The organism is Parapedobacter tibetensis (assembly GCF_024704835.1).
Lineage (GTDB): Bacteria > Bacteroidota > Bacteroidia > Sphingobacteriales > Sphingobacteriaceae > Parapedobacter > Parapedobacter tibetensis.
The window spans coordinates 176,924-197,938 of sequence record NZ_JAMXBE010000009.1; the positions used below are offsets into that span (position 1 = coordinate 176,924).

Genomic DNA, 21,015 nt, shown 5'->3' on the forward strand with positions numbered 1-21,015 from the left:
TAGAGATTTCCTGACTCGGCGTTGTCTTACTAGCAAAAGATAACGACGATGGACACGTTCAGCAACTTCCGGATTGCCACCCTCATTGCCAAGCGGCATGCGAATGCCCTTAAACCCGCGGAACGCGAAGAGTTGGTGCGCTGGCTAGTGGCCGATGTGCGTCACCGGGAGTTGTACGCTCGGCTGCTGGATAAAGGTTATGTGGCCAAAGGTATACGCGTATTGGACGAAGCCGATACCGAGAGCGCCCTGCACAATGTCAATGCACGGCTCGATAAGCCTCGTATACGACCTCGTGGGCGCCGCATCATTTTTTTTCGCAGTATTGCTGCTGCGATTCTCCTAGCTGTAGTGGGAATTACGGTTTATTCAGTAATGCGTGATCGGTGGTTGGCGGTTGGTGAACAAGCAGCAGATATAGCCGCTGGTGGCAACCAGGCCACGCTGACGCTGGCCAATGGACGCACAATTGATTTAAGTTCGGAACAATCGGGTATTATCGTCGGCGACGGGATAACGTATACAGATGGAAGCTTTGTGATCAGTCCGGAGGTTGGAAAATCGAAAAGTCGGAAAGTCGGAAAGTCCGATCTCCTGTCGATCTCCACCCCCAAAGGCGGCACTTATCAGATTACCCTCCCGGATGGAACCCAAGTCTGGCTCAACGCCGCTTCCATATTGCGGTACCCGTCCAAATTTGACGATAAAGAACGAGTCGTCGAACTCGAAGGCGAAGCCTATTTTCAGGTTAGCAGTCAGCTATCGGCTATCAGCAGTCAGCCATCAGCAGTTGGCAATAAGGAAAATCAGCGGTCATCCCCCCAATCCGCGTCATCCGTGTTCCATCTGCCTTTTCTCGTGAAAACGCAAGCCCAAACCGTCGAAGTCCTCGGCACTCAGTTCAATATATTAGCATATCCGGACGAACCCGACACCAAAACTACGTTGTTGGAAGGAAGTGTGCGCGTGATGGCGGGGATCGACAATCCCATTACACTCAATCCCGGACAGCAAGCCCAGACCCCAAATTTAACTGGCCGGTCAAAAGACTTGATCATGGCCAAAACTAGGATTATTAATAACCCGGATATAGATAAAGTACTGGCTTGGAAGAACGGCCTGTTTAATTTTGATGGGGCGAGCCTTGAGGAAATAATGCGTCAGCTGGAAAGGTGGTACGATATAGAGGTTGTATATGAAAAAGGAATCCCTGATTTAGCGTTTATCGGTGAAATTGAAAGGTCTTTGTCGCTTTCCGAAGTATTGAAAGGGTTGAAAATGTCTGGAGTTCATTTTCGGTTGGAAAGCGGGAGACGATTGATCGTTCTTCCTTGATAACCAATTAATACCGAGAATCACAACACGATAACCAAGAACTTTTTTACGGAACGATCACCATTCGATTTTTTTAACTATTGTAAACAAAATGGATGTTCAACCAAAACATACTGTGTTATTACAGCGAGGCCGTTGTCTTACCGTTGTGCTCCTCCTACTCATCTACATTTCGGTAAGCGCCCAATCTTCCTGGCCGTCTGTTACGTTCACGGGAAAAGAAGTGCCATTACTAACGGTATTTCAGGCTATTAAGGAACAGACGGGGTATCGCATATTTGCCAATAAGGACTTAGTTAAGGAGGCCCAACGGGTTACCTGCGCTGTGCGCAATATGCCCTTACCTGAATTTCTCGACCTGGTGTTCCGTAACCAGAATCTTGCCTACGAAATCAGTAACAAAACAATTTTTCTGAAAGCGAAACCGCCCGTTTCCACGCCTGAACACCCTGGCGAACCGGCAATGATCAAAGGAACGGTGAAGAATGAAGTTGGTTTGCCCATTACACCCGCGAGTGTGACACTACAACCACTGGAAAGGGGTGCGGTTACAAGCGAGCAGGGCGAATACTATTTTGCAAATCTGCCTGAAGGATTTTATACCCTCCGGGTTTCTTGTATAGGATACGGAAGGAATGAACGAGAAGTATATGTCGGGAAAACCGGCACGTTGTACATTGATTTCGTGCTCAGCGAAGCGTCCAATCAACTGGAGGAGGTTGTGGTGAGCAGTGGATACCAAACATTCTCCGTAAAAAGGAGTACCGGAGCGTATGCAAAGCCGGATATGAAAATGCTCAAGGATAGAACAACGTCAATGAATATTCTGCAACGCCTTGATGGGCTAGTTCCCGGACTTACCGTGAACAACGCACCTTCCGCTTCCGGTACCCCGCTGCTGATCCGGGGACTTACGTCCATCAATAGTGACAAATCGCCGCTCATCGTAGTAGATGGCGTGCCGTTGGATAACGTAAATACGCTGAATCCTCAGGATCTCGAGGATGTAACGGTATTGAAAGATGCTTCGGCGGCTTCTATATGGGGTGCGAGAGCAGCCAATGGAGTGATTGTTATTACTACGAAGAAGGGCAACCGTAATGAAAAACTCTCGATCGGATACGATGGCTTCGTGAACTTCCAAGGGCGTCCGGATACTGATTATTACCCGGTGCTCAACAGCAGGCAATTCATCCAAGCTGCTGAAGATATCTTTATGCCGAACCTGTATCCATGGAATACGGTGAGCGCTTATACGGGTTTGGGATCCATGGGCGTGCCGCCACACAACGTTATCTTGTATAACCACCATCGCGGGCTTATTTCCGATTCGCAGGCAGCCGCTGCCTTAGACGCCCTGGCATCCATCAGCAATATTCAACAGATCCGGGATATCTGGTACCGTCCCGCCATGTTAACGAATCATACGCTTTCCGTTCGCGGAGGAGGAGAATCTTATGGCATCTATGGTTCGCTTGCTTACACCGGAACGCAAAGCAACAGGCCGGGTGAGCAGGATAACACCTATAAAATAAATGTCCGGCAGGACTACAACCCGAACAAGCGCCTTGGACTCTTCCTGATTACCGACCTGACCAATGTTACCACAAGCGCCCCGAGAAATATAGCAGTGGACAACCGCTTCCTACCCTACCAGTTGTTCAGGGATGCAGCAGGTAATCCGCTTTCCATTCCTTACGTGAAAAACCTTTCAGATTCAACCCGGAATGCATTTGAGGAAAAATCCGGAATCAACCTCAATTACAACCCGGTTCAAGAGACCCAATACGGTTATACTAAGGGTGACCAGCTCACCGCAAGGATCACTGCCGGTGTTACAGCAAGGCTTCTTGACGGGCTATCCTTTACAGGCGTATATGGCATGTTCAGAGCCGTGGAGAAAAACCGTTCGTATGACGATAGCCGCAGCCACATGGTTCGAAACGAAGCCGTTCAGTTTACCCTACCGGCTACTTCAACACAACCACCTGTGTACCATCTTCCTGTAACCGGTGGCAGGTATGCATTTGGCTATGCCATGCAACGCAACTGGACTGTGCGTAACCAATTTGCTTACGAACGATCGTGGAACGATAATGAACACCAGCTTTCCCTGCTGGCAGGGCAAGAGTCGCAAGAACAATTAGTGGAAGGCAGCCAATCGCTTATACGTGGTTACAATGAACTTCTTCAAACTTACCCCGCCATTGATTACGCGACGCTTTCCACTGCCGGACTAGCCAACCCCGTAATGCCCAACAGCGGTTCGCGAAGTTTGCTTGCGGCGACGACACTCTTCGGTAATACAGAATCGCGTGTGCGATTCCTTTCTTACTATGGCAATATGGGCTATACGTTCCGCAGCCGTTATACACTCAGTGGCAGCATTCGGATAGATCAGTCCAACCTGTTTGGCAAGGATCGCTCCGCTCAAAATAAACCTGTATGGAGTATTGGCGGGCGGTGGGATATAGATTCCGAGTCTTTTATGGAACAATCTGTATTTAATTACCTCTCACTACGGACTTCTTACGGACTTACGGGAAACTCACCCGCTCCAGGTACCGCCGCTTCTTATGATATTCTGCAGGCTCAGTCTGGCAGTACATTGCCTGGTAATACCGGTCTCTCGATTGTAACGCCCGCTAATTCGGCCCTTACGTGGGAAAGCACGCGCACATTAAACTTGGGACTTGATTTTGGCGTGTTGAAAGGTAACAGACTCAGTGGCTCCATCGACTTCTATTCCAAACATACCGAAAATTTGATCGGTCTTCTAGAGTTGAACCCATTATCGGGCTATAGCACTGTCATCGGTAATTTCGGGAACATGCGAAACAGTGGCGTTGAAGTTTCAGCGCGTCATGTTGCTAACTGGGGGCAATTCCGGTGGACCAATCAACTGGTATTGGCTTACAACCGTAATCAGATTACCCAACTGAACCAATCAACCCTTATCGCTACAGGAGCGCAGAAAGCAAGCGCTACGTATGTGGCCGGTCATCCGGCATTCGCTGTTTTCGCTTATGATTTTGTAGGATTGGACAATATGGGCGATCCACTCATCAACCTGCAGGGCGGTCAACAAACCAAGGATAGAAACACCGCCCTACCCGATGATGTATTGTACATGGGCACCTATCAACCGGTGTGGAATGGCGGGCTGTCAACCATTTTTGCGTTGGGTAATATTGAACTATCGGCAAATCTGATATATAATTTCGGCAATGTGATGCGCAGGGATGTGAACGGGTTTTACGGGGGCAACGGACTGATTCCTATCAGTTTCAATAACGCGTTACAAAGCGGCGATCTTCGTTTCCGGAGTGGTAATGTGCATGCTGAATTCGCCGAAAGATGGATGCAGCCCGGCGATGAACTGATTACAAATGTTCCGTCTTGGGTGCCTACGAACAGCGTTAATGAAAGTCGCCGTGACGTACGGTACTATACCCAAGGTGATATCAATGTGGTGAGCGCGGCTTTTGTAAAACTGCGGGATGCAGCGCTTTCCTATGATCTTCCAAGGACGCTTGTGTCGCACGTGAAATTGCAGGGCGTAAGGCTGCGTCTTCAAGTAGCTAATGTGATGCTGTGGAAAGCCAACCGATATGATATTGATCCTGAATTTCAGGACGCTTCCGGCGGCAGTACAGCGGGAATACTCTCAGGTGGAATTCGCTATATGCGTGCCAATCAGGGAACGATTACCGCCGGTTTAAGTATCCTTTTTTAGTCTACATATGTAAACCATAACAAAAATATGAACGAATGACACCATATAAATTTGCTCCGGCCTTGCTGCTCTTCTTGGTTGTTGGCATGGGCTGCAAGAAGAGTTTCCTCGAAGTTTTGCCTAAGGGAAAAGTGATTGCGACCAGCTTCAAGGATTATGAGTTGCTTTTGAACAACCCAAACCTGCGGCATGTGGGCGCCGCTGCGCAGCTCATGCTGGGAGATGAAGTAACTTCAGAAGAACCCTATTACAGCGCACTCACATTGCCTGAGCAACGGCTTTTCACCTGGAACGATCAAATCTACCAGCCCGATGAAGATAATCCAGAGATCACTGGCCCCATGCAAAGCATCTACACCTATAACAAGATTATCAACGAAGTGATGGATACGCCAGACGGAACGCTCCAACAGAAAAGGATGATACGGGCTGAAGCGCTCGCGGGACGCGCCTGGACCTATTTTCTGCTGATCAACTACTATGGGAAACCTTATCAGCAAGCTACTGCTGCCACTGATCCGGGTTTCCCAATTATTACCACAGCGGATATTACGGCCAATCAGTTCAGCAGAGCCTCTGTACAGGACGTATATGACCTCATTATCGACGATCTGGAAGAAGCGCTGCCGGATTTATCTGCTCAGGTTTTTCACCGCCTCCGCATGAGTAAACCTGCCGCACAAGCCCTGCTTGGAAAAGTATATGTCTTTATGCAACGGCATGAAGAAGCCCTGCCGCTCCTTGATTCGGCATTGCAAGGGCTTGCAACGGCGCAGGTTCCGATACAACTCTATGATTACAACAAAACATTTGCTCCGGATGGCATATTTATGCCAATTGATGTATTCGGACCGCTCTATCCGGTAACAACAGAAAATGAAGAAGTCGTGTACCTGCGGCAGTTTTCGAATTTCCATGTTTTGCAAAACACCCTCCAAGTAAGTGGTGAAACAATGGCCTTGTATGACCCTTCAGATCTGCGGCTACTACTTTATTCGAACACGCCTTTCCCCACCGGTTCGCCTTTCCAAGCAGGAGCCCAACGCAGAACAGCGCCGAGTATCGTCCCTTTCGGCGTGGTACTTCCAGAAATATACCTGCTGATAGCGGAATGCAAAGCAAGAAAAGATGACCTAGCGGGTGCGGCAATGGCACTAGCGCAACTGCGGAACCACCGGATGCCACCTGCTGATGCAGAAGTGCCGCCGGAAGTGGGGGTAGAAAAAACGCGGTTGTTGCAGTTTATCATGCATGAACGCCTGCGTGAATTCGCCGGGTTGGGATTCCGTTGGTTTGATATGAGAAGACTCACTGTGGATCCGGTGTTTGAGGATATTACTTCTTCACACACGTTGTATCATCAAGACGGCACCACTACGGTTTACCAACTTCGCCCTGAGCGGCTGGTACTCAAGATTCCACCCAAGATACTCATTGCTAATCCGGGTATGGAAGATAATCCATGATTTAATATTGAATATTGAATAATAAACTATAAAAGAAAAAGATGATGAAGAATATTAACTATGCAATATTGGTTTTGTTGAGCTGTTTCACATTGTCGGTTGTGGCCCAAGAACAGAACGCGCTAATGGAACAGTTGAAGCATATGAGCAAAGAAAGCGATCCGGAGAAGGCGGGCGTTTTAATGAACAAAATCATTGCAGAAAACAATTTAGACGCAGTTAAGGATGCAGGCACTATGGATATGTTGAACGGGACGGTAGCGATTGCCTTTCTCCGCAAACGTCGGTACGATGAATTTAAAAAATACATAGGCGAGATACAGAGCAGGTTCAATCAGACATCCTATATGAATATGGGTGCAACTATACTTTTGAACGATAGTATTGATACGAAGATCGCCGAACGAATTGCCCTGGAAACCCTCGATCTTTACTATTCCTATAAAGATGATCCTGCTGCAAGGCCCGCAGAAACCTCCGCAGCCGATTGGAATCGATTCATGAATTTTGCGCAGTATCCGTATTATGATACGTATGCCACGGCGCTCTTCGCGAATGGTAAAATGAAGCAAGCGCTCTCGTACCAAGAGAAATCATTCGATGGCCCTCCGGAAGATGGACTTCCTTCTGCCATAGCGCGCTATGCTCGTTTGCTGACACTGAATCGACAGGAAGAAAAAGCATACGATCTGTTGCTTGCCATGGTACGTAGAGGCAAGTCTACCGCAAACATGAATGCGCAATTGAAAGATCTCTATGTCCACAAACATGGCTCCATAGCGGGATTTGACGAACGTTTCAACGAGTGGCAGCAAGGTGTCCAATCAACCCTGAAAGAAGAGCTCCGAGCCAGCATGTTGGATACCGTAGCGCCGGGTTTCAGTTTGTTTGACCTGAATGGAAATAACGTATCCTTATCAGACTACCGAGGAAAAGTAGTGGTGATTGATTTCTGGGCCACATGGTGCGTACCATGCCTAGCATCCTTTCCTGCGATGCAAAAAATGGTGGAAGGCCACCCCGAGGTGGTTTTTCTGTTTATCGCTACAATGGAAAAACAGGAAGGCGCATTGCAGCGGGTAAAATCATTTATGGAAGATAAGAAATACCCTTTTCATGTGCTGATGGATGAGCAGATACCCGGTAAACCAGGTAAGTATGAGGTGGTTTCGGCATACAAACCCAACGGTATTCCTGCAAAAGCAGTGATTGACGGCAAGGGAAGGTTGCGCTTTTTTAACACAGGATTCTCTACTGACTCGGAGCTGATTAATGAACTGGAGGCGATGATTGAGCTTGCAAAGTTACCGCCAAGCATGTAAACTAGCGGAACTACACGGCCTGCTTAGGCTTACAATGCCCTTGGTATAGCGCTCAAGGAGCACGAAGTTTGGGAAGAGCCCCCGAGGGAAAAGCGATAACAACCTCACTATGAGCTACGGGAGTAACTATCCAGTGCTATAATCTCTTTTTTATACGCTGGTGGTAGTATCGCATTTTTTAGAAATGATTTCACCCGGATGATCCGGCTGAGTTTATACAATTTCAGCATGATCGCTGCAAAAGGATTCTTGCCAAGGTCTAATAATTCATTTACCTTTTCAGGAACCAAAAGTCTTTGCGTCTGTTTTAAAATCAGGAATCTGAACCAGCCTAAGTGCTTTTGATATTGTTTGTAAAGGTCTTTGGTGAAATTGCCACTCAATAGGTTTTCATGTAGTGCTGATGTTCTCATAAGCAGCCATTGCTGATAGTTTGGAGGCAGATCTTTAACTAGCATGCGCGATCCCATCCGGTGAAAAACGTTAAATACTTCCTCTTTTTCGATTGTACTTAATTTCCTTTCCAGTAACTCATAGGATCGTATGGAATAATCGATCAACATGAACAACACATCACGGTATGCCCAATCAGGGATGCTTTTGCCGCGTTGATTTTCAACTCCTTTATGGATAGCCGATATCTTATCAATGGCATGCATGGCATCATCATAGTCGGAGAAGACGATCTGACGCGCATAGGAAACGGTGGAGAATAACCGCTTAAGGGGATCAGAAGGAAGACGCCCCGTGAAATAAAGCCAGTCAACCGCTTTATTCAAAGCAAACTCTGCAGATGCCCCTGCAAAGATCAACAGGATGGTATCTCCGTTCCCCCAAATCCGGCGAACTACTGAATCTTTACTCACAAAATTCTCCATACGTTTTTCCTCCTCTACTCCCGGCCCTATCAATATTTCTTAAAATAATTCCGCTAAACATTTGCAAATTTAAAACTTCTATTTAACTTTGAAAAAAAAAGTACTTTTAAATGAAAGAAGAAAAAGACTACGCCCGGGATATCGCTGAGATACGTTCCATGATGGAGCGCACGTCGAAATTTCTGTCGCTCTCAGGCTGGGCGGGCATTATGGCCGGTATTTATGCACTCACAGGAGCCTGGTTGGCCTATAAGCTCTTCTATTTTAATCCTGATGAAATTGTTTATACTACCGTAGCATCAGGAGATTGGTCTATCACGCTCATGAAATTAATTGTCCTGGCGCTGGCAATATTGGTGCTGGCAATAGGCACAGCTGTTTTTCTTTCTTACAAAAAGGCCAATAAGCGACGTGAAAAGGTATGGAATGCCACCTCAAGGAGGATGCTGGTTCATATGTCCGTTCCACTGGTGGTATGTGGTCTGCTGATCCTTGTGTTGATCTCCAAAGGTTTGATTGGCTTAATTGCCCCCTTTACACTGATATTTTACGGCCTTGCATTGTATAATGCCAGCAAATTCACCTTTGGAGAGGTGAAAGCGTTAGGGCTTACCGAGATTGGGCTTGGCCTTATCAGCACATACTTCATTGGTTATGGCCTATTATTCTGGGCGATAGGCTTTGGACTGCTGCATATTATTTATGGCATTTATATCCATTACAGGTACGAACGGTGAAGATATCCATTGAAGGTTTTCATAAAGCATTCGAAAGCAGAATCAGGCTTGGGATTATGTCGGCATTGGCTGTCAATGATAAGCTCAGTTTTAATGAACTGAAAGAATATCTCGACTTGACCGACGGCAATCTGGCAAGCCACCTGAAAGCCCTAGAAAAAGAGAGATTTATTGGTGTGAACAAATCATTTGTGGGCCGGAAACCCAATACCAGTTATTTTACCACTAAAGAGGGCATGAACGCATTTGACAATCACTTGAAAGCATTGGAAAATTTAATTAAATCGCGGAAATAGTCCTGAAGAAACGCATAAAAAAAATTTACCCATACACTTTTAATTTCAAAATTATTTCAACTAACACAGCAAAATCAAGAAGATTTAGCCTGATACTATGCAATAATATCAATCAAATAATACAACAGGCCTATAAAGATCAGTATAGTTATCGCAAAATATGTCCTGTTCTTACTGAACCAGAATTGCAGACTGAAAGACTTAGCCAGTTTCCCAGCTTTTCTTGTGTGCAACGCCCCAGTGTTCCAACTGCTGCCAGATGGGAATGAGGGACTGAGCGCTGCCTGTAAGCCGGTAATCTACCCGCGGTGGCACTTCGGCATAAACGGTTCTTTCAACCAACCCATCCCGCTCCAGTTCCTGTAGGTGCAGCGTTAGCATACGATCTGTAATACCAGGAATGATTTTTTTTAGTTCACTGAAACGCAGTGTCCTTTTTTCCAATTTATACAGGATGATTAATTTCCACCGGCCGCCCAGCAGATCAATGGCATACATCATCCCGCAGAAGTCTATCAGTTTTTCCCGATTGATATTGTTGGTGGATGTGATTTTCCGCTTGCTCATTACTTACATTTTTGTGTGCCTCTTACAATTCGCTGTACATTAGCAAATATAGTGATCAATAAATACTTTCGCCCTCAGTTTATTGAATGCACAATTATCATCAGTATGAAAACGCTCATTATATACACGCACCCGGAGCCTCAGAGCATGAACGGGGCCATGTTTACTACCGCTGTGGATACGCTTACCCAAGCGGGCCATGAAGTACAGGTATCCGACCTGTATGCGATGCAGTTTAATCCTGTTTCAGACCGGGCTAACTTTACGAGTATACACGATCCTGCCTTCTACAAACAACAACTGGAAGAGATCTATGCAACCCGAGTAAACGGGTTTGCACCCAGCATCGAAGAAGAGCAACGAAAGGTGGAATGGTGTGACCTCATGATTTGGCAGTTTCCGCTGTGGTGGTTCAGTGCGCCCGCCATTTTAAAAGGATGGGTAGACCGTGTGTTTGCCATGGGCCGTTTTTACGGCCAAGGCCATATTTATGAAACAGGTTTTTTCCATGATAAAAAAGCCCTACTCTCACTCACTACTGGTGGTGGGGAAGCCGACTATGTACAAGGTGGTCTTAATGGCGATCTCGCCGGGATACTACGGCCATTGCATCGGGGGATTTTAGAATTTACTGGATTTTCCGTACTGCGTCCCCATGTAGTTTACGGACCGGCTAGGCAATCAGCTGAAGAGCGCGCTCATGAACTGGAGGCATGGAAAACCCGGTTAATCCATATTATTGATGAATCACCCATCGGTATTGGGGCCTATTAAAAATATTAAAAAAGAGCTACGGGCAACCCTGCTTTAATTTAATACGCTTTATGGTTATAACTTGGCCATGATGTCCAGCATCAGCGCCCACATCAGTGATGTCTTATTCTATTGATCAAGTCTTTCTTATTCATGGAAGAATGATCGCATCAAACTAAAAGCGGTCAATATTAAAGTGGATAGCTTGATATCATCCAACATTGGGAAGGATTTTTGCTACAGAGTTGATAAGATTACTGGCTCGTTCGAAGGCATAGTCAGGATTGTAAGGTATCCCAAGCTTCTCAAGGGGTTAAAATATAACAAAATGATTATCATCATATTTGGATTACCAGGCAGCGGAAAGACGTTTTTGGCTGGCGCATTGGCTTTGCGATTGAATGGCCTCCTCATCAGCAGTGACAAGGTAAGGAATGACTTAAAAAAACGTGGCCAATATGATAAAAAATCCAAACATATCGTTTATCGATCCATGCTTACGGCAATGATATCTGCTATAAAAGATGAACAAAACACGGTGCTGGATGCTACTTTCCAAGAGGACCATATCCGAAAGCTCTTTCTAGAAACAGCAATGAAACTTCAATACCCGCTGTATTTTATTGAAATGAGGGCCTCCGAGGAAACCATTAAGGAAAGAATAAGCAAAAAGCGGGTAGATAGCGAGGCGGATTTCGAGGTATACCTAAAAATTAAAGAAGAATTTGAACCCATGCAGGATGGCCACCTGGTTTTGTATTCAGATCAGGAAACGTCAGATACGATGATAGATAGTGTGCTCACCCATATCGGATACCAATGAAAAGGAATGAGATCGAACAACTCAGGGAAGGTGAAAGTTTTCGCAATCAGCGCGAGAAAAGCGCTTTAATAGAAACACATATCTCTTGGGTAATCCTGACTGATCAATATGCCTATAAAATCAAGAAATCTATACAGGTTACGTTTCTTGATTTTTCAAGCCTTGAAAAGCGAAAGTATTATTGCGAACAAGAGCTGATATTAAATAAGCGTCTAGCACCACAGATGTACTTGAATGTTATTCCCATCTTTAAAAAGGGGAATACGGTCTCTTTGAATCAACAGGAAGGTGAAGTGATTGATTATGCGGTATTCATGAAACGGATGGATATGGCAAAGGAAATGGATAAACTGCTTAAAGAAAACAACGTGGATAAACACCTGATAAAAAACCTAGCCGCCAAAATCTCGGCCTTTCATCTCCAAGCCACTGTGGTCAAAAAGAAGACCGAAATTGATAGCCAGCAAGGATTGTTTAACGACTTGAGTACCGTACAGCCGTTTGTTCGCAAACATTTGGGAGATCATTATGCAGCGATTATCCAGCACGCTATTAAAAAATCTGATAATTTTCTAAGCAACTATAGGGCTTACCTAGCCGAGCGATCTTTACAGGGATATGTCAGGGATTTGCATGGAGATCTTCATACAAGTAATATCTTCTTGTGTGAAGATCCCGTCATTTTTGATTGCATTGAATTTAGTGATGAACTACGGCAAATCGATGTGCTGGATGAAATCGCATTTTTATGCATGGATTTAGAAGCTTACGGCCGCCCCGATTTAAGTGAATATTTTTATCAAAACTATCTTCAGTATTCCGAAATGAAAATAACGAAAGAGGCACGGCTGCTCTTTAATTATTATAAATGTCACAGGGCTAATATCCGGGCAAAGGTCCATACGCTTTATGCCATCGAAACAGCTGATAAAACGATCCTTACCCAAAGGTTACAAGCAGTTTCTACCTATTTAGCCGCGCTGGAAAATTACATGGTTGAATTTTAAATAGCCCTTTACTTTATTGACACTGGGTTTTCCAAACGGTAGGTGCCCTGTTGCGTAAATGTACGGCCAAACATGTCCGTAGCACGCACTTCAATCTGGTGGGATCCCACAGGTAAATTCGTTGGGATATTGCCACGCCACACATGTGTACTGTTGACGGCATTGGATGGACGGCGTCCAGGCATCAATTCTTCCGCGGTATCCCAACGGTATAAAAGCCTGACGAATTCCGGGTCCGGTGTCTCCAAGTAATTCATTGGTCGCCATTTCCCCTCATCAATACGGTATTCAACGGTGTTACCTTCATGGCCCATAAAGAAATTGGCAAATATACCGGCCTGTGTGCCACGTCCCTGTGCTACTACCTGTGGATGGAAGAGTTGGATTTGCAGTTCCTCGGGTTGGCCAGCCACTTTATAGTCGATAGTGTATTGGTTGCCACGAATATTCAGAAAGGCATATCCTTTGGGCGTGCCATCGCGCATGGTAGATACCGGAACTCCCTGCTCATTCAGTTCACCCGAATACCAGTCGCCCGAAGTGGTTCCTGCATTGTACTCATGGTGTGGTTTATCCTGATGCCAGCCGTCCTCGCGACTATAAAAATTTTGACGCTGAATGTGTGTATGGGCCGACATTGATAGGGTGTGCGGGTAATCCTTCAATAGATCAAAAAGTCGTTGCCGATCAGCATTTCGAAACGAATTTTCATTCTCGTGCCATAAGGGGATGTGGAATGCCAGTACAACCAATTGGTCTTTATTGACATGCTTCAGGTTGTTTTCTATGAAATCAAGCTGATCTTTGCGGAAGCCACCCCAGTATCCTTTGCCATCACGCGGGTCGGGGTAAAGGATATCATCCAGCACAATGAAATGCGCATTACCATAATTGAAGGCATAGTTGGGTGGCCCAAAACTAGCCTCATAGCTTTCATCGGAAAGTAAATCTGCCGCGGCATCAAAATCCATGTCGTGGTTTCCTATCAGGTTATACCAGGGTGTACCCACTTTACTTACCGCTTGTATGTAGGGACTGTGCAATACCAGGTCGTCGCCAACCAAATCGCCCAGACTTAGGCCGAAGGCTATGTTCGGTATCCCTTCAAGCTCGGCCACCACACCCTTGGCGAAGAATGCCATTTCCTGCTCTGTATAGGTCTGCGGGTCGCCAAAAATCAATGCAGTGAAGTTTTCCGGCTCTTCCTGAGGTATCAATGCAAAATCTACGGACTTTGGCAGCGCACCGGTAGGGGAAACGCCTTGATACTTCAATGCAGGGGATCCACTGGGTTTATGTATGTAATAAAACTGTGGCTGGTTCCATTCATTGAGGGGTACTTTATAACCGGAAGGTTTTATCACAAAGATGATGTTATCCTGCCCGATGGGCAGTTTATACCGACCGTTTTTACCCGTGGCTACCACTTGCGTCCCATTACTTACCGATACACCCGTTACCCCCTGTTCGCGGCGGTCACGCCGGCCATTCCCATTGGCATCGTGGTATACATAACCAGTAACGGAAGATTGTGCATATAACAAGCTACCCAAAAGCAGCGGCAAAAAAGTTGAGATTAATTTTTTCAAGATTGATTTGTTTTTTAGCATTACCAAGGACAAATAAACGGCCCTAAGCCTAACTTACTGTTAAGCGTCGGATAATTTATGGTTAAACTTAGATAAATTTGCTTTTATATGCAATAAAAGCAAATTTATTCGATATTGTTTGTTTGCAAAGGCGCTCATGAATGCTTCGCAGTTATCGGTCTACTCGGCTGCCATAAGAAAGTTTTTTGTAGAGGAAATATATAAATAACTCAGTGAAGCGAATATGAAGGATAGCCTACCGGCACAAAAAAACGTTCGAATAGCATAGCTTCTCCGGCGCCATGCATGATATTCCGCGGAATGGTATAGTATTCTCCTGTAATCAGCAGCTTCCCATCTTTCCGTTCTATACCGATTTTGATAAAACCAAATCTATCGTCACAAAAATTATCCAACCGCACGTCATCAAAAACTGGGTGTTCATCTGTTACTCGGGAATCCCCCACGCACGCTATTCGATGCAGGTCCGCATAACCACCCGCACCTGCTACCACATAAGGCACCTCCGTACCGTCTTCATAGGCCTTGGTAAATCGTTGATAATTGTGCACATGGCCACTGAAAACAATATCAGGCTTTACACCAGCCACCTTGAAAGCGTTTTCCAAAAAATCAATCATGGCCAGACTGGAGCCATGGTTGGTATCAGCCGTGTAAGGGGCTTGATGCACACATACGATAATAGCCTTGTTTGGCCGCTCGGCACCGGCATAACGAAGTTCCTTCACGAACCATTCAAGTTGGTCGTCCGCAATCGTACCGTACTTCGTGACATTGGCATAAAGCCCAATAAAATGCGCCAGTGGTGTTATCAATGTCCAATATACATTGGGTTGAATCATACTAAGCCGTTTGCTGCCTCCCCCAAACATCATCCTACGGGGATAAGTATCGCAAAACACATCCATAAAAGCATCCAGGCTTTGATAAGGGAATTCAGCATCTGGATTGACATCCGCATCATGGTTTCCCGCAATAGCAACGATGGCGGCCGGATAATCCTCGTAAGGCACAAAGAATTGCTTGGGATATTCGCTTGCTTCTCCGTGGTTGTACACAATATCACCCAAATGGAAAAGGAATGCCGGTTTTTCGCCTACTGTCATGTCAGCCGCAGCTTGTTGGCTAAGTGCTGATGCAATTAAGGCCTGAAAATCCGAATGTCTCGCACTTCCGGTATCGCCCACCATGTGGAAACTCATCTGTTCTTTTAAAAATCGTGTCTTGTCACCCAGTAAATTCTGAATATCCATTCGATAAGGGTATTCCCCCGTTGGATGCGGTAGTGGTATAAAGAGGTGGGAATCATCCACCATATGATTCAAAAAGACCGGCTTCCTTCTGTGCTTTTCCATAGTATCACAAAGATACCATAAACAATATTAACACGATGTTAACGAACTGCTAAGTACATTATTAATCTTTCTATACAGTGATTGAACCAATCAGCGCCCACGTGTAGGCCGATGTGAAATAAAGTGCTCCCTGAGCTTTTCAGTGTCAATGGAGGGCGCTGGCTGATCGAGTCGAAAAACCCATGCTTTCGTGTCAAGTGAGGCGATATGTTGTTTCGGCGTCGATAAGTCGGCCGGGCGAATCCGTTTCTTCACATCTAGAGGAGATTTAGGCAATTTCCACACAGGGGCATGAAAAAGCCCCTGAATATTCAGTTCAGGCCAGTTGCCGATGTTGGATAAGTTGGCCATATAGAGTTGTACAGTAGCATGCGGGGCAACCGTTCCACGGAACTCTCCTGTCACATCCTGTCCTTTTACGGTATTGAAAGATACCAGCATCTCGTAAGAAGTGCCATTTATCAGATAAAACATAGCCAGTCCTTGTTTTGTGTCGCCTACAATCGCTAAGTCTATCCCTTCGGTTATAAAAGGTCCCGCAGTTGCTACCTGTTCGTCGGCCTCTCCTTCTTCATCCGCTGAGTGTCTGGTCAATTGCCCATGCACGTGGGTGATTTTATTTGCCTGTACAGGGATTTCGAAACCGTCAGCTCCAGTAACACCAACAAGGTCGTTGGGCATAAACGAGGTGATATGCCCCTCCAAATCTTCATCCACAAAACGGACAAAATCTCCCAGTTTGAATTTCATGCTATTTATTTATGAGGACCAAAGATAGGCTTAAACATGTTAAAACAAGAAATCTTAATATTTCGCCGATATCCCCTTATTTGCTCAGTTCAAATGTATCAAACAGCTCACCAGATACTTTATACGCTTTGAACACCAATTTGTTTCCAGTAATGTGGATGGTTTGATAAAGTTGAGTGTCCACCAGCGAAACATCCATCCACCTATCGGAATCCGAATCGTACATCTTTGGGCCAGCCACGGAAAGCAAGTATACCGGACCGTTTGCCGCAGCATCCGGGCCTTTCCCACGTGCATAGGTGTGATCGTGCCCCTGCATAACCAAATCCACCCCATAGCGGTCAAACAAGGGTTTGAATCGTTCGCGCAAGGGCGGATTGTCGCGCTTCTTGGAGGTAGAGTATACCGGATGGTGCATGGCTACGAAGGTCCACTGTTGGGGGTTGTCTTTCAGCACATCTTCAAGCCAGCGCAGCTGTAACTCCTGTGCAGCCTCGTCCAGCATGATAAATTGGCTATTCAGGGAAATGATGCGCACATTTTGATAATCTACGTAATACACCTCGTTAAACCCCTGTGGGCCATTTGCCGGTAGGGCAAACTGGGTGTTCCAATGTGGATCGAGTGTCAGCCGCTCCTGCTCATCGCGGAAATGCTCATGGTTTCCGGGCGTAGGTACGGCAGGTATCATGCTGTGGATGAACCCTGCACCATAGTGCCATTCACCCCACTCCGAATCGCTATTGGCCCGGTTGATCAAGTCGCCGGCATGCACAATGAACCGCGCATCGGGCTGTTGTCTGAATGCTTGCCGGATTGCGCGCGACCAGCGGGATTTGAGGTCATTTTGCCCGTCGCCAAGGTAGATGAAAGTGAAAGGGCTTGTACTGCCATTTGTATCCGCGGTGCGAAATTGGCACCATTCACTCCAATGCGTTCCATCGCCCACGCGGTAGGCGTATACAGTGGCGGGCTTCAGCTCCGTGAAAGTTACACGATGATAATGGTCTTTGCGGCCCTCCTCGCCCATAAAGGGTAGTGTTTCAGCAGCGAACTCCAGAAATCCTTCCTCCATGGCCGGTGAAGCATCTTCCTGTTTCAACTGCGCTTTAGCGGTTGGCACAGCGGTGTCGGTGCGCCAAGTGACAACCTGGCTTGTGGCCGGTTCGGCAGTGAGGGTCAACACCAACCGATCGGGATAGCCCGTTGGGGCAAACACTTGTGCGCCGGCGGTCTTAGACTGCCATAAACTGATGAGGAGCACGACAAGTGCCCATATAAACCTGATTTTCTTGAATCGTTTCATAGTATAGTTATATATTTAGTGTATGAGTTAATGTATTCCATTATTATCCATTATGAACACCCGTGTGCTTTGGGTGTACGTTCCACCTGCAGGGCTTTCATACCGGAGGTCTACATAGTAGGCCCGGTAGCCTTCGTGGGGTGGTTGGAGTGAAAGTTTAACAGCGGCTTTTTTCCGGATGCCCAATGACTCCGATGTCCAATGATCGTCTCGGAAGTCCTTGTCGGCTGAAGAAGCGGTCCAGACGATAACATCCACCAATTTATCACGTGTCGTACGGATCCGCAACCTCGGGGATTTCCGCGGGGATTTTACCGTCCAATCAGAAACCGGTAAGGGCTTGTTGTTCAAAATGTATCCAAAAAAAGCACCCAGCGCCTCTGCTGCCTGCTCTCCATCACCAAGGTCATGGCCTGCATTGGATACATAGTGCAACCTATTTTGGCCGGGGATGCTGTCGAGGTAGTTTTTCACATTGTCTACCACCCAATAAGGGTCGTTGGTCCCCATGAAGAGCAGTTTGGGCATGGTGAGCTGGCTGCGGTACGCATAGGGATCTACCATGGCGGTGATTTCCTGTCCATCGGGCGTAGTGGCACTTTGTGGGATACCGAGCCGCACGTAATCCTGGATCTCAATGCTGTAATCACCCCAAGAGTCAATCTGGTACTGTAGGCTCACCGGCATGTTCAGCACATCGATTACCATCGGAGCAATGGCCACTACTCGGTCGTCTGCCGCCGCGGTCAGCCAAGTGGTCCAACCGCGCTTGGATAGGCCGGTAACTATAAACCGGTTTATGGTCACAAGCTTGCCATCCTTCATAAACGCTTGTACGGCATCCATGGCTCGCACTGCGCTTTTCACCATGGGGAACAACAATGGCCATTCGAAATCTCTGTCTTCCTTATAACGATGCAGGGTCATGGAGATGAGCTCATCCTCCTTCTTACCACCGTACAGTGGCTGGTTGGGCGTCTGCCTAAGCAAGGCCACCACTGCCCGGTTGCTCTCTGCTACGTAGTGGGCGGCTCGAAAATGCCGATCATCGGGATTGGTATTCCACTTCGGCAAGCCGTCTTCAATGGAACCTCCAGCGATGTACAGCAGCGCACCGTCGAACATAACCGTATCAGGCACAATCAACGTAAGCTGGTGTGTCCAAACGATCCCTTTCCATATCTGTGATGTAAGCAGCAAGTCGTAGCGCGTCATACTCCCAGCGCGTAGGGAACCCCGTACTTGCCAGCGGAACGAAGAATCGGATTTTTCTACGTAGTGTCGAAGGGCTGTTTGAGGCGTAATGGACTGTGCCCATGTGCCAAATACGATACACCAAGTAAGGACGACCGCAAAAGCGGCCATCCGTACTGGTTGATTATTGATTTTAACTAATCTCATATACGTTACCAAGGTTTATCGGTTCCTTGCAGCAGCCATGGTTTGGACCATGCACTATTTTCACCCTCGGCCTGTGAATAACCAGTCCGCTCCAAGCGCTGTAATGCCGCCTCAGCGTTAGCGCGGTTGATATTGAGTTCATCTTGCATGTAGTAGAAACGAACGGGCAGTACCGAGCGCATTGCCGCTGTACCGGCTTGGAGCGCCGGATAGCCAGTGCGTCGGTAGTCGAACCAGGCTTCTGTAGCCGCAGTCCAACTGGCTATCCACTTCTGCTCAATGATTTGTTGCAACCTGCCATCATAGGCTACACCGACTTCGTTGATGTAATCAGGATAACCACTACCTACTGTCCATGTTTCCAGCGAAGCCTTGATCCCGTTGTTGTAGTGGGTCTCTACATCGCCCACGTTCCATCCCTTCCAAGCAGCCTCTGCCAAGATAAAGAAAACCTCTGCAGCAGAAAGAAGCCTCGCCTTCAATAACGACCCTTTGGACCCCATATAAATCTCACTGAGGTAAGAGACATGCGGGTTGTACGACTTCTGACCGGGTGTAGGGTTCAAATTATAGGCCGATGGCAATGCCGAATGGCTTGGCGGCAATCCCACATAGTCTGGATCGGTGTCAATACGGATCCCCGCTACCACGTCGGGCGATAGTTCGCGGCGGCCATTGACTATCCGGTCTGTACCCGCAGGGAATTCGTCGCTCACCACCAGCGGTATTTCCACCGGTTTTGCCCATATAGGCAGACGGGGATCGTGGCGATGCTGCATATATTCAACCAATGTAGCACACATTTTCAATCGGCGGTAATTGCTTCCGCTAATATCGGTAAAGGTATTGGAAGGCCACGAATCCACAGCGGAAATACCTGGATATATCATCGCGGCATCATGGGCGCTTGAGGTCATGATGGGGTACTGCTCTGGATTTCCCGCAATCCGCTCGATACCGGTCCTGGCCTCGTCAGGAAGCTTTTCTGAAATGCGCATGTAGTAGCGCAGCTGCAGCGCATTGGCAAACTGCTGCCATAGGCGCGGATTACCGCCAAAATACACATCCGCGCTACCTAATATTGATTCGTATTCTTCCGTAGGCCGCGAAAGCAACGTGTTGGCAGCCTCAAGATCGGCAAGGATACCCCGGTAAATCGTTTCTTGGCTGTCGTAGGCAGGAAACAGGTTTTCGCTTCCGCCTAATTCAGCTTTAAGTGCTTGCGAATAAGGGGCATCGCCCCACAAATCGGTGATGAGGCCGAACATAAAGGATTTCATCACTAACGCTACCCCTTGGTGGAATGCCAACCCCTCTTCTTCGGCACGTTTCATCAATAGCGCGTTGTTGCGCAGGATACTGTAGTGGCTAACCCAACTTTGGCTCCCCAACCATTCGTAATCGTTATGTGAAGTAAACCAAGCATCTTTCTGCGTATGCTGCATCACGCCGGCGACGTCCTGAAATCCGAGGTCGAGATATACCTTGGCTGCCTCGGTCAATACCGTAGGCATGATGAGGTTTGGGTTGATGGTTGCCTCATCGCTACCATTGGGATCGATGTTCAGTTCAGTGAGGTCCTTACAGCCGCTCATCACCACTAAGGCGAACACCCAACTGAATCGTTTTGCTATTGTGTTTATTGTCTTCATTGCTTGACTATCTTTATGTGC

At 47.0% G+C, this 21,015-nt stretch carries 17 protein-coding genes; 9 read left to right on the plus strand and 8 right to left on the minus strand.

Going from position 1 to position 21,015, the window contains the following annotated elements; all coding sequences use genetic code 11:
- The first annotated feature begins 48 nt into the window (after positions 1–48).
- The 4 genes from NF543_RS15755 to NF543_RS15770 all read left to right on the plus strand — a co-directional run bounded on the left by NF543_RS15755 (position 49) and on the right by NF543_RS15770 (position 7,859).
- Complete coding sequence (locus NF543_RS15755) at positions 49–1,335, plus strand: FecR family protein (protein WP_257668819.1); 1,287 nt, start codon at positions 49–51, stop codon at positions 1,333–1,335.
- A gap of 91 nt (positions 1,336–1,426) precedes the next feature.
- Positions 1,427–5,071 (plus strand): SusC/RagA family TonB-linked outer membrane protein, encoded by a 3,645-nt coding sequence (locus NF543_RS15760; protein WP_257668818.1) that lies wholly within the window; start codon positions 1,427–1,429, stop codon positions 5,069–5,071.
- Positions 5,072–5,106: 35 nt separating this feature from the next.
- Positions 5,107–6,537: a RagB/SusD family nutrient uptake outer membrane protein gene (locus tag NF543_RS15765; RefSeq protein WP_257668817.1), complete on the plus strand. Its 1,431-nt coding sequence runs from the start codon at positions 5,107–5,109 to the stop codon at positions 6,535–6,537.
- Positions 6,538–6,581: 44 nt separating this feature from the next.
- A complete protein-coding gene (locus NF543_RS15770) occupies positions 6,582–7,859 on the plus strand; it encodes a TlpA family protein disulfide reductase (RefSeq protein WP_257668816.1) in 1,278 nt (425 codons plus the stop codon).
- 107 nt (positions 7,860–7,966) lie between these two features.
- On the opposite strand, the gene NF543_RS15775 is transcribed toward NF543_RS15770, so the two are convergent.
- On the minus strand, positions 7,967–8,737 hold the full coding sequence (locus NF543_RS15775) for an oxygenase MpaB family protein (protein WP_257668815.1): 771 nt from the start codon (positions 8,735–8,737) through the stop codon (positions 7,967–7,969).
- Between the two features lie 110 nt (positions 8,738–8,847).
- Between NF543_RS15775 and NF543_RS15780 the strand changes: the two genes are divergently transcribed.
- Positions 8,848–9,474, plus strand: a complete 627-nt coding sequence (locus NF543_RS15780) for a hypothetical protein (RefSeq protein WP_257668814.1) — start codon at positions 8,848–8,850, stop codon at positions 9,472–9,474.
- Positions 9,471–9,770, plus strand: a complete 300-nt coding sequence (locus NF543_RS15785) for a winged helix-turn-helix domain-containing protein (RefSeq protein ID WP_257668813.1) — start codon at positions 9,471–9,473, stop codon at positions 9,768–9,770. Before NF543_RS15780 ends, NF543_RS15785 begins: the two co-directional genes overlap by 4 nt.
- Positions 9,771–9,971: 201 nt before the next feature.
- Here NF543_RS15785 and NF543_RS15790 read toward each other — a convergent pair whose 3' ends face one another.
- Positions 9,972–10,337: a winged helix-turn-helix transcriptional regulator gene (locus NF543_RS15790; RefSeq protein WP_257668812.1), complete on the minus strand. Its 366-nt coding sequence runs from the start codon at positions 10,335–10,337 to the stop codon at positions 9,972–9,974.
- A gap of 105 nt (positions 10,338–10,442) precedes the next feature.
- Here NF543_RS15790 and NF543_RS15795 point away from each other — a divergent pair, with 105 nt between their 5' ends.
- From NF543_RS15795 to NF543_RS15805, 3 genes are all read left to right on the plus strand, one after another.
- The gene (locus tag NF543_RS15795; protein ID WP_257668811.1) at positions 10,443–11,111 is read left to right on the plus strand and encodes an NAD(P)H-dependent oxidoreductase; all 669 of its coding nucleotides are present in this window, start codon (positions 10,443–10,445) and stop codon (positions 11,109–11,111) included.
- Positions 11,112–11,418: 307 nt separating this feature from the next.
- On the plus strand, positions 11,419–11,913 hold the full coding sequence (locus NF543_RS15800) for a P-loop nucleotide/nucleoside kinase family protein (RefSeq protein WP_257668810.1): 495 nt from the start codon (positions 11,419–11,421) through the stop codon (positions 11,911–11,913).
- Entirely contained in the window at positions 11,910–12,920 is a 1,011-nt protein-coding gene (locus NF543_RS15805; RefSeq protein ID WP_257668809.1) for a hypothetical protein, read from the plus strand. The genes NF543_RS15800 and NF543_RS15805 overlap by 4 nt, the downstream gene beginning before the upstream one ends.
- Before the next feature lie 8 nt (positions 12,921–12,928).
- On the opposite strand, the gene NF543_RS15810 is transcribed toward NF543_RS15805, so the two are convergent.
- The 6 genes from NF543_RS15810 to NF543_RS15835 all read right to left on the minus strand — a co-directional run bounded on the left by NF543_RS15810 (position 12,929) and on the right by NF543_RS15835 (position 20,994).
- The gene (locus NF543_RS15810; RefSeq protein ID WP_257668808.1) at positions 12,929–14,509 is read right to left on the minus strand and encodes a calcineurin-like phosphoesterase C-terminal domain-containing protein; all 1,581 of its coding nucleotides are present in this window, start codon (positions 14,507–14,509) and stop codon (positions 12,929–12,931) included.
- Between the two features lie 230 nt (positions 14,510–14,739).
- The gene (locus NF543_RS15815) at positions 14,740–15,885 is read right to left on the minus strand and encodes a metallophosphoesterase family protein (RefSeq protein ID WP_257668807.1); all 1,146 of its coding nucleotides are present in this window, start codon (positions 15,883–15,885) and stop codon (positions 14,740–14,742) included.
- A gap of 90 nt (positions 15,886–15,975) precedes the next feature.
- Entirely contained in the window at positions 15,976–16,635 is a 660-nt protein-coding gene (locus tag NF543_RS15820; protein ID WP_257668806.1) for a DUF8465 domain-containing protein, read from the minus strand.
- A 76-nt stretch (positions 16,636–16,711) separates the two neighbouring features.
- The gene (locus tag NF543_RS15825) at positions 16,712–17,941 is read right to left on the minus strand and encodes a purple acid phosphatase family protein (protein ID WP_257668805.1); all 1,230 of its coding nucleotides are present in this window, start codon (positions 17,939–17,941) and stop codon (positions 16,712–16,714) included.
- 27 nt (positions 17,942–17,968) lie between these two features.
- Entirely contained in the window at positions 17,969–19,342 is a 1,374-nt protein-coding gene (locus tag NF543_RS15830) for a PhoPQ-activated pathogenicity-related family protein (RefSeq protein WP_257668804.1), read from the minus strand.
- 5 nt (positions 19,343–19,347) lie between these two features.
- Complete coding sequence (locus NF543_RS15835) at positions 19,348–20,994, minus strand: SusD/RagB family nutrient-binding outer membrane lipoprotein (protein ID WP_257668803.1); 1,647 nt, start codon at positions 20,992–20,994, stop codon at positions 19,348–19,350.
- Positions 20,995–21,015: the final 21 nt, after the last annotated feature.

What these genes read in the sequence shown, in the direction of transcription:
- NF543_RS15755 (WP_257668819.1), top strand. Translation starts at nt 49, where the DNA reads ATGGACACGTTCAGCAACTTCCGGATTGCCACCCTCATTGCCAAGCGG.
- NF543_RS15760 (WP_257668818.1), top strand. Translation starts at nt 1,427, where the DNA reads ATGGATGTTCAACCAAAACATACTGTGTTATTACAGCGAGGCCGTTGT.
- NF543_RS15765 (WP_257668817.1), top strand. Translation starts at nt 5,107, where the DNA reads ATGACACCATATAAATTTGCTCCGGCCTTGCTGCTCTTCTTGGTTGTT.
- NF543_RS15770 (WP_257668816.1), top strand. Translation starts at nt 6,582, where the DNA reads ATGAAGAATATTAACTATGCAATATTGGTTTTGTTGAGCTGTTTCACA.
- NF543_RS15775 (WP_257668815.1), bottom strand. Translation starts at nt 8,737, where the DNA reads ATGGAGAATTTTGTGAGTAAAGATTCAGTAGTTCGCCGGATTTGGGGG.
- NF543_RS15780 (WP_257668814.1), top strand. Translation starts at nt 8,848, where the DNA reads ATGAAAGAAGAAAAAGACTACGCCCGGGATATCGCTGAGATACGTTCC.
- NF543_RS15790 (WP_257668812.1), bottom strand. Translation starts at nt 10,337, where the DNA reads ATGAGCAAGCGGAAAATCACATCCACCAACAATATCAATCGGGAAAAA.
- NF543_RS15795 (WP_257668811.1), top strand. Translation starts at nt 10,443, where the DNA reads ATGAAAACGCTCATTATATACACGCACCCGGAGCCTCAGAGCATGAAC.
- NF543_RS15800 (WP_257668810.1), top strand. Translation starts at nt 11,419, where the DNA reads ATGATTATCATCATATTTGGATTACCAGGCAGCGGAAAGACGTTTTTG.
- NF543_RS15805 (WP_257668809.1), top strand. Translation starts at nt 11,910, where the DNA reads ATGAAAAGGAATGAGATCGAACAACTCAGGGAAGGTGAAAGTTTTCGC.
- NF543_RS15815 (WP_257668807.1), bottom strand. Translation starts at nt 15,885, where the DNA reads ATGGAAAAGCACAGAAGGAAGCCGGTCTTTTTGAATCATATGGTGGAT.
- NF543_RS15820 (WP_257668806.1), bottom strand. Translation starts at nt 16,635, where the DNA reads ATGAAATTCAAACTGGGAGATTTTGTCCGTTTTGTGGATGAAGATTTG.
- NF543_RS15825 (WP_257668805.1), bottom strand. Translation starts at nt 17,941, where the DNA reads ATGAAACGATTCAAGAAAATCAGGTTTATATGGGCACTTGTCGTGCTC.
- NF543_RS15830 (WP_257668804.1), bottom strand. Translation starts at nt 19,342, where the DNA reads ATGAGATTAGTTAAAATCAATAATCAACCAGTACGGATGGCCGCTTTT.
- NF543_RS15835 (WP_257668803.1), bottom strand. Translation starts at nt 20,994, where the DNA reads ATGAAGACAATAAACACAATAGCAAAACGATTCAGTTGGGTGTTCGCC.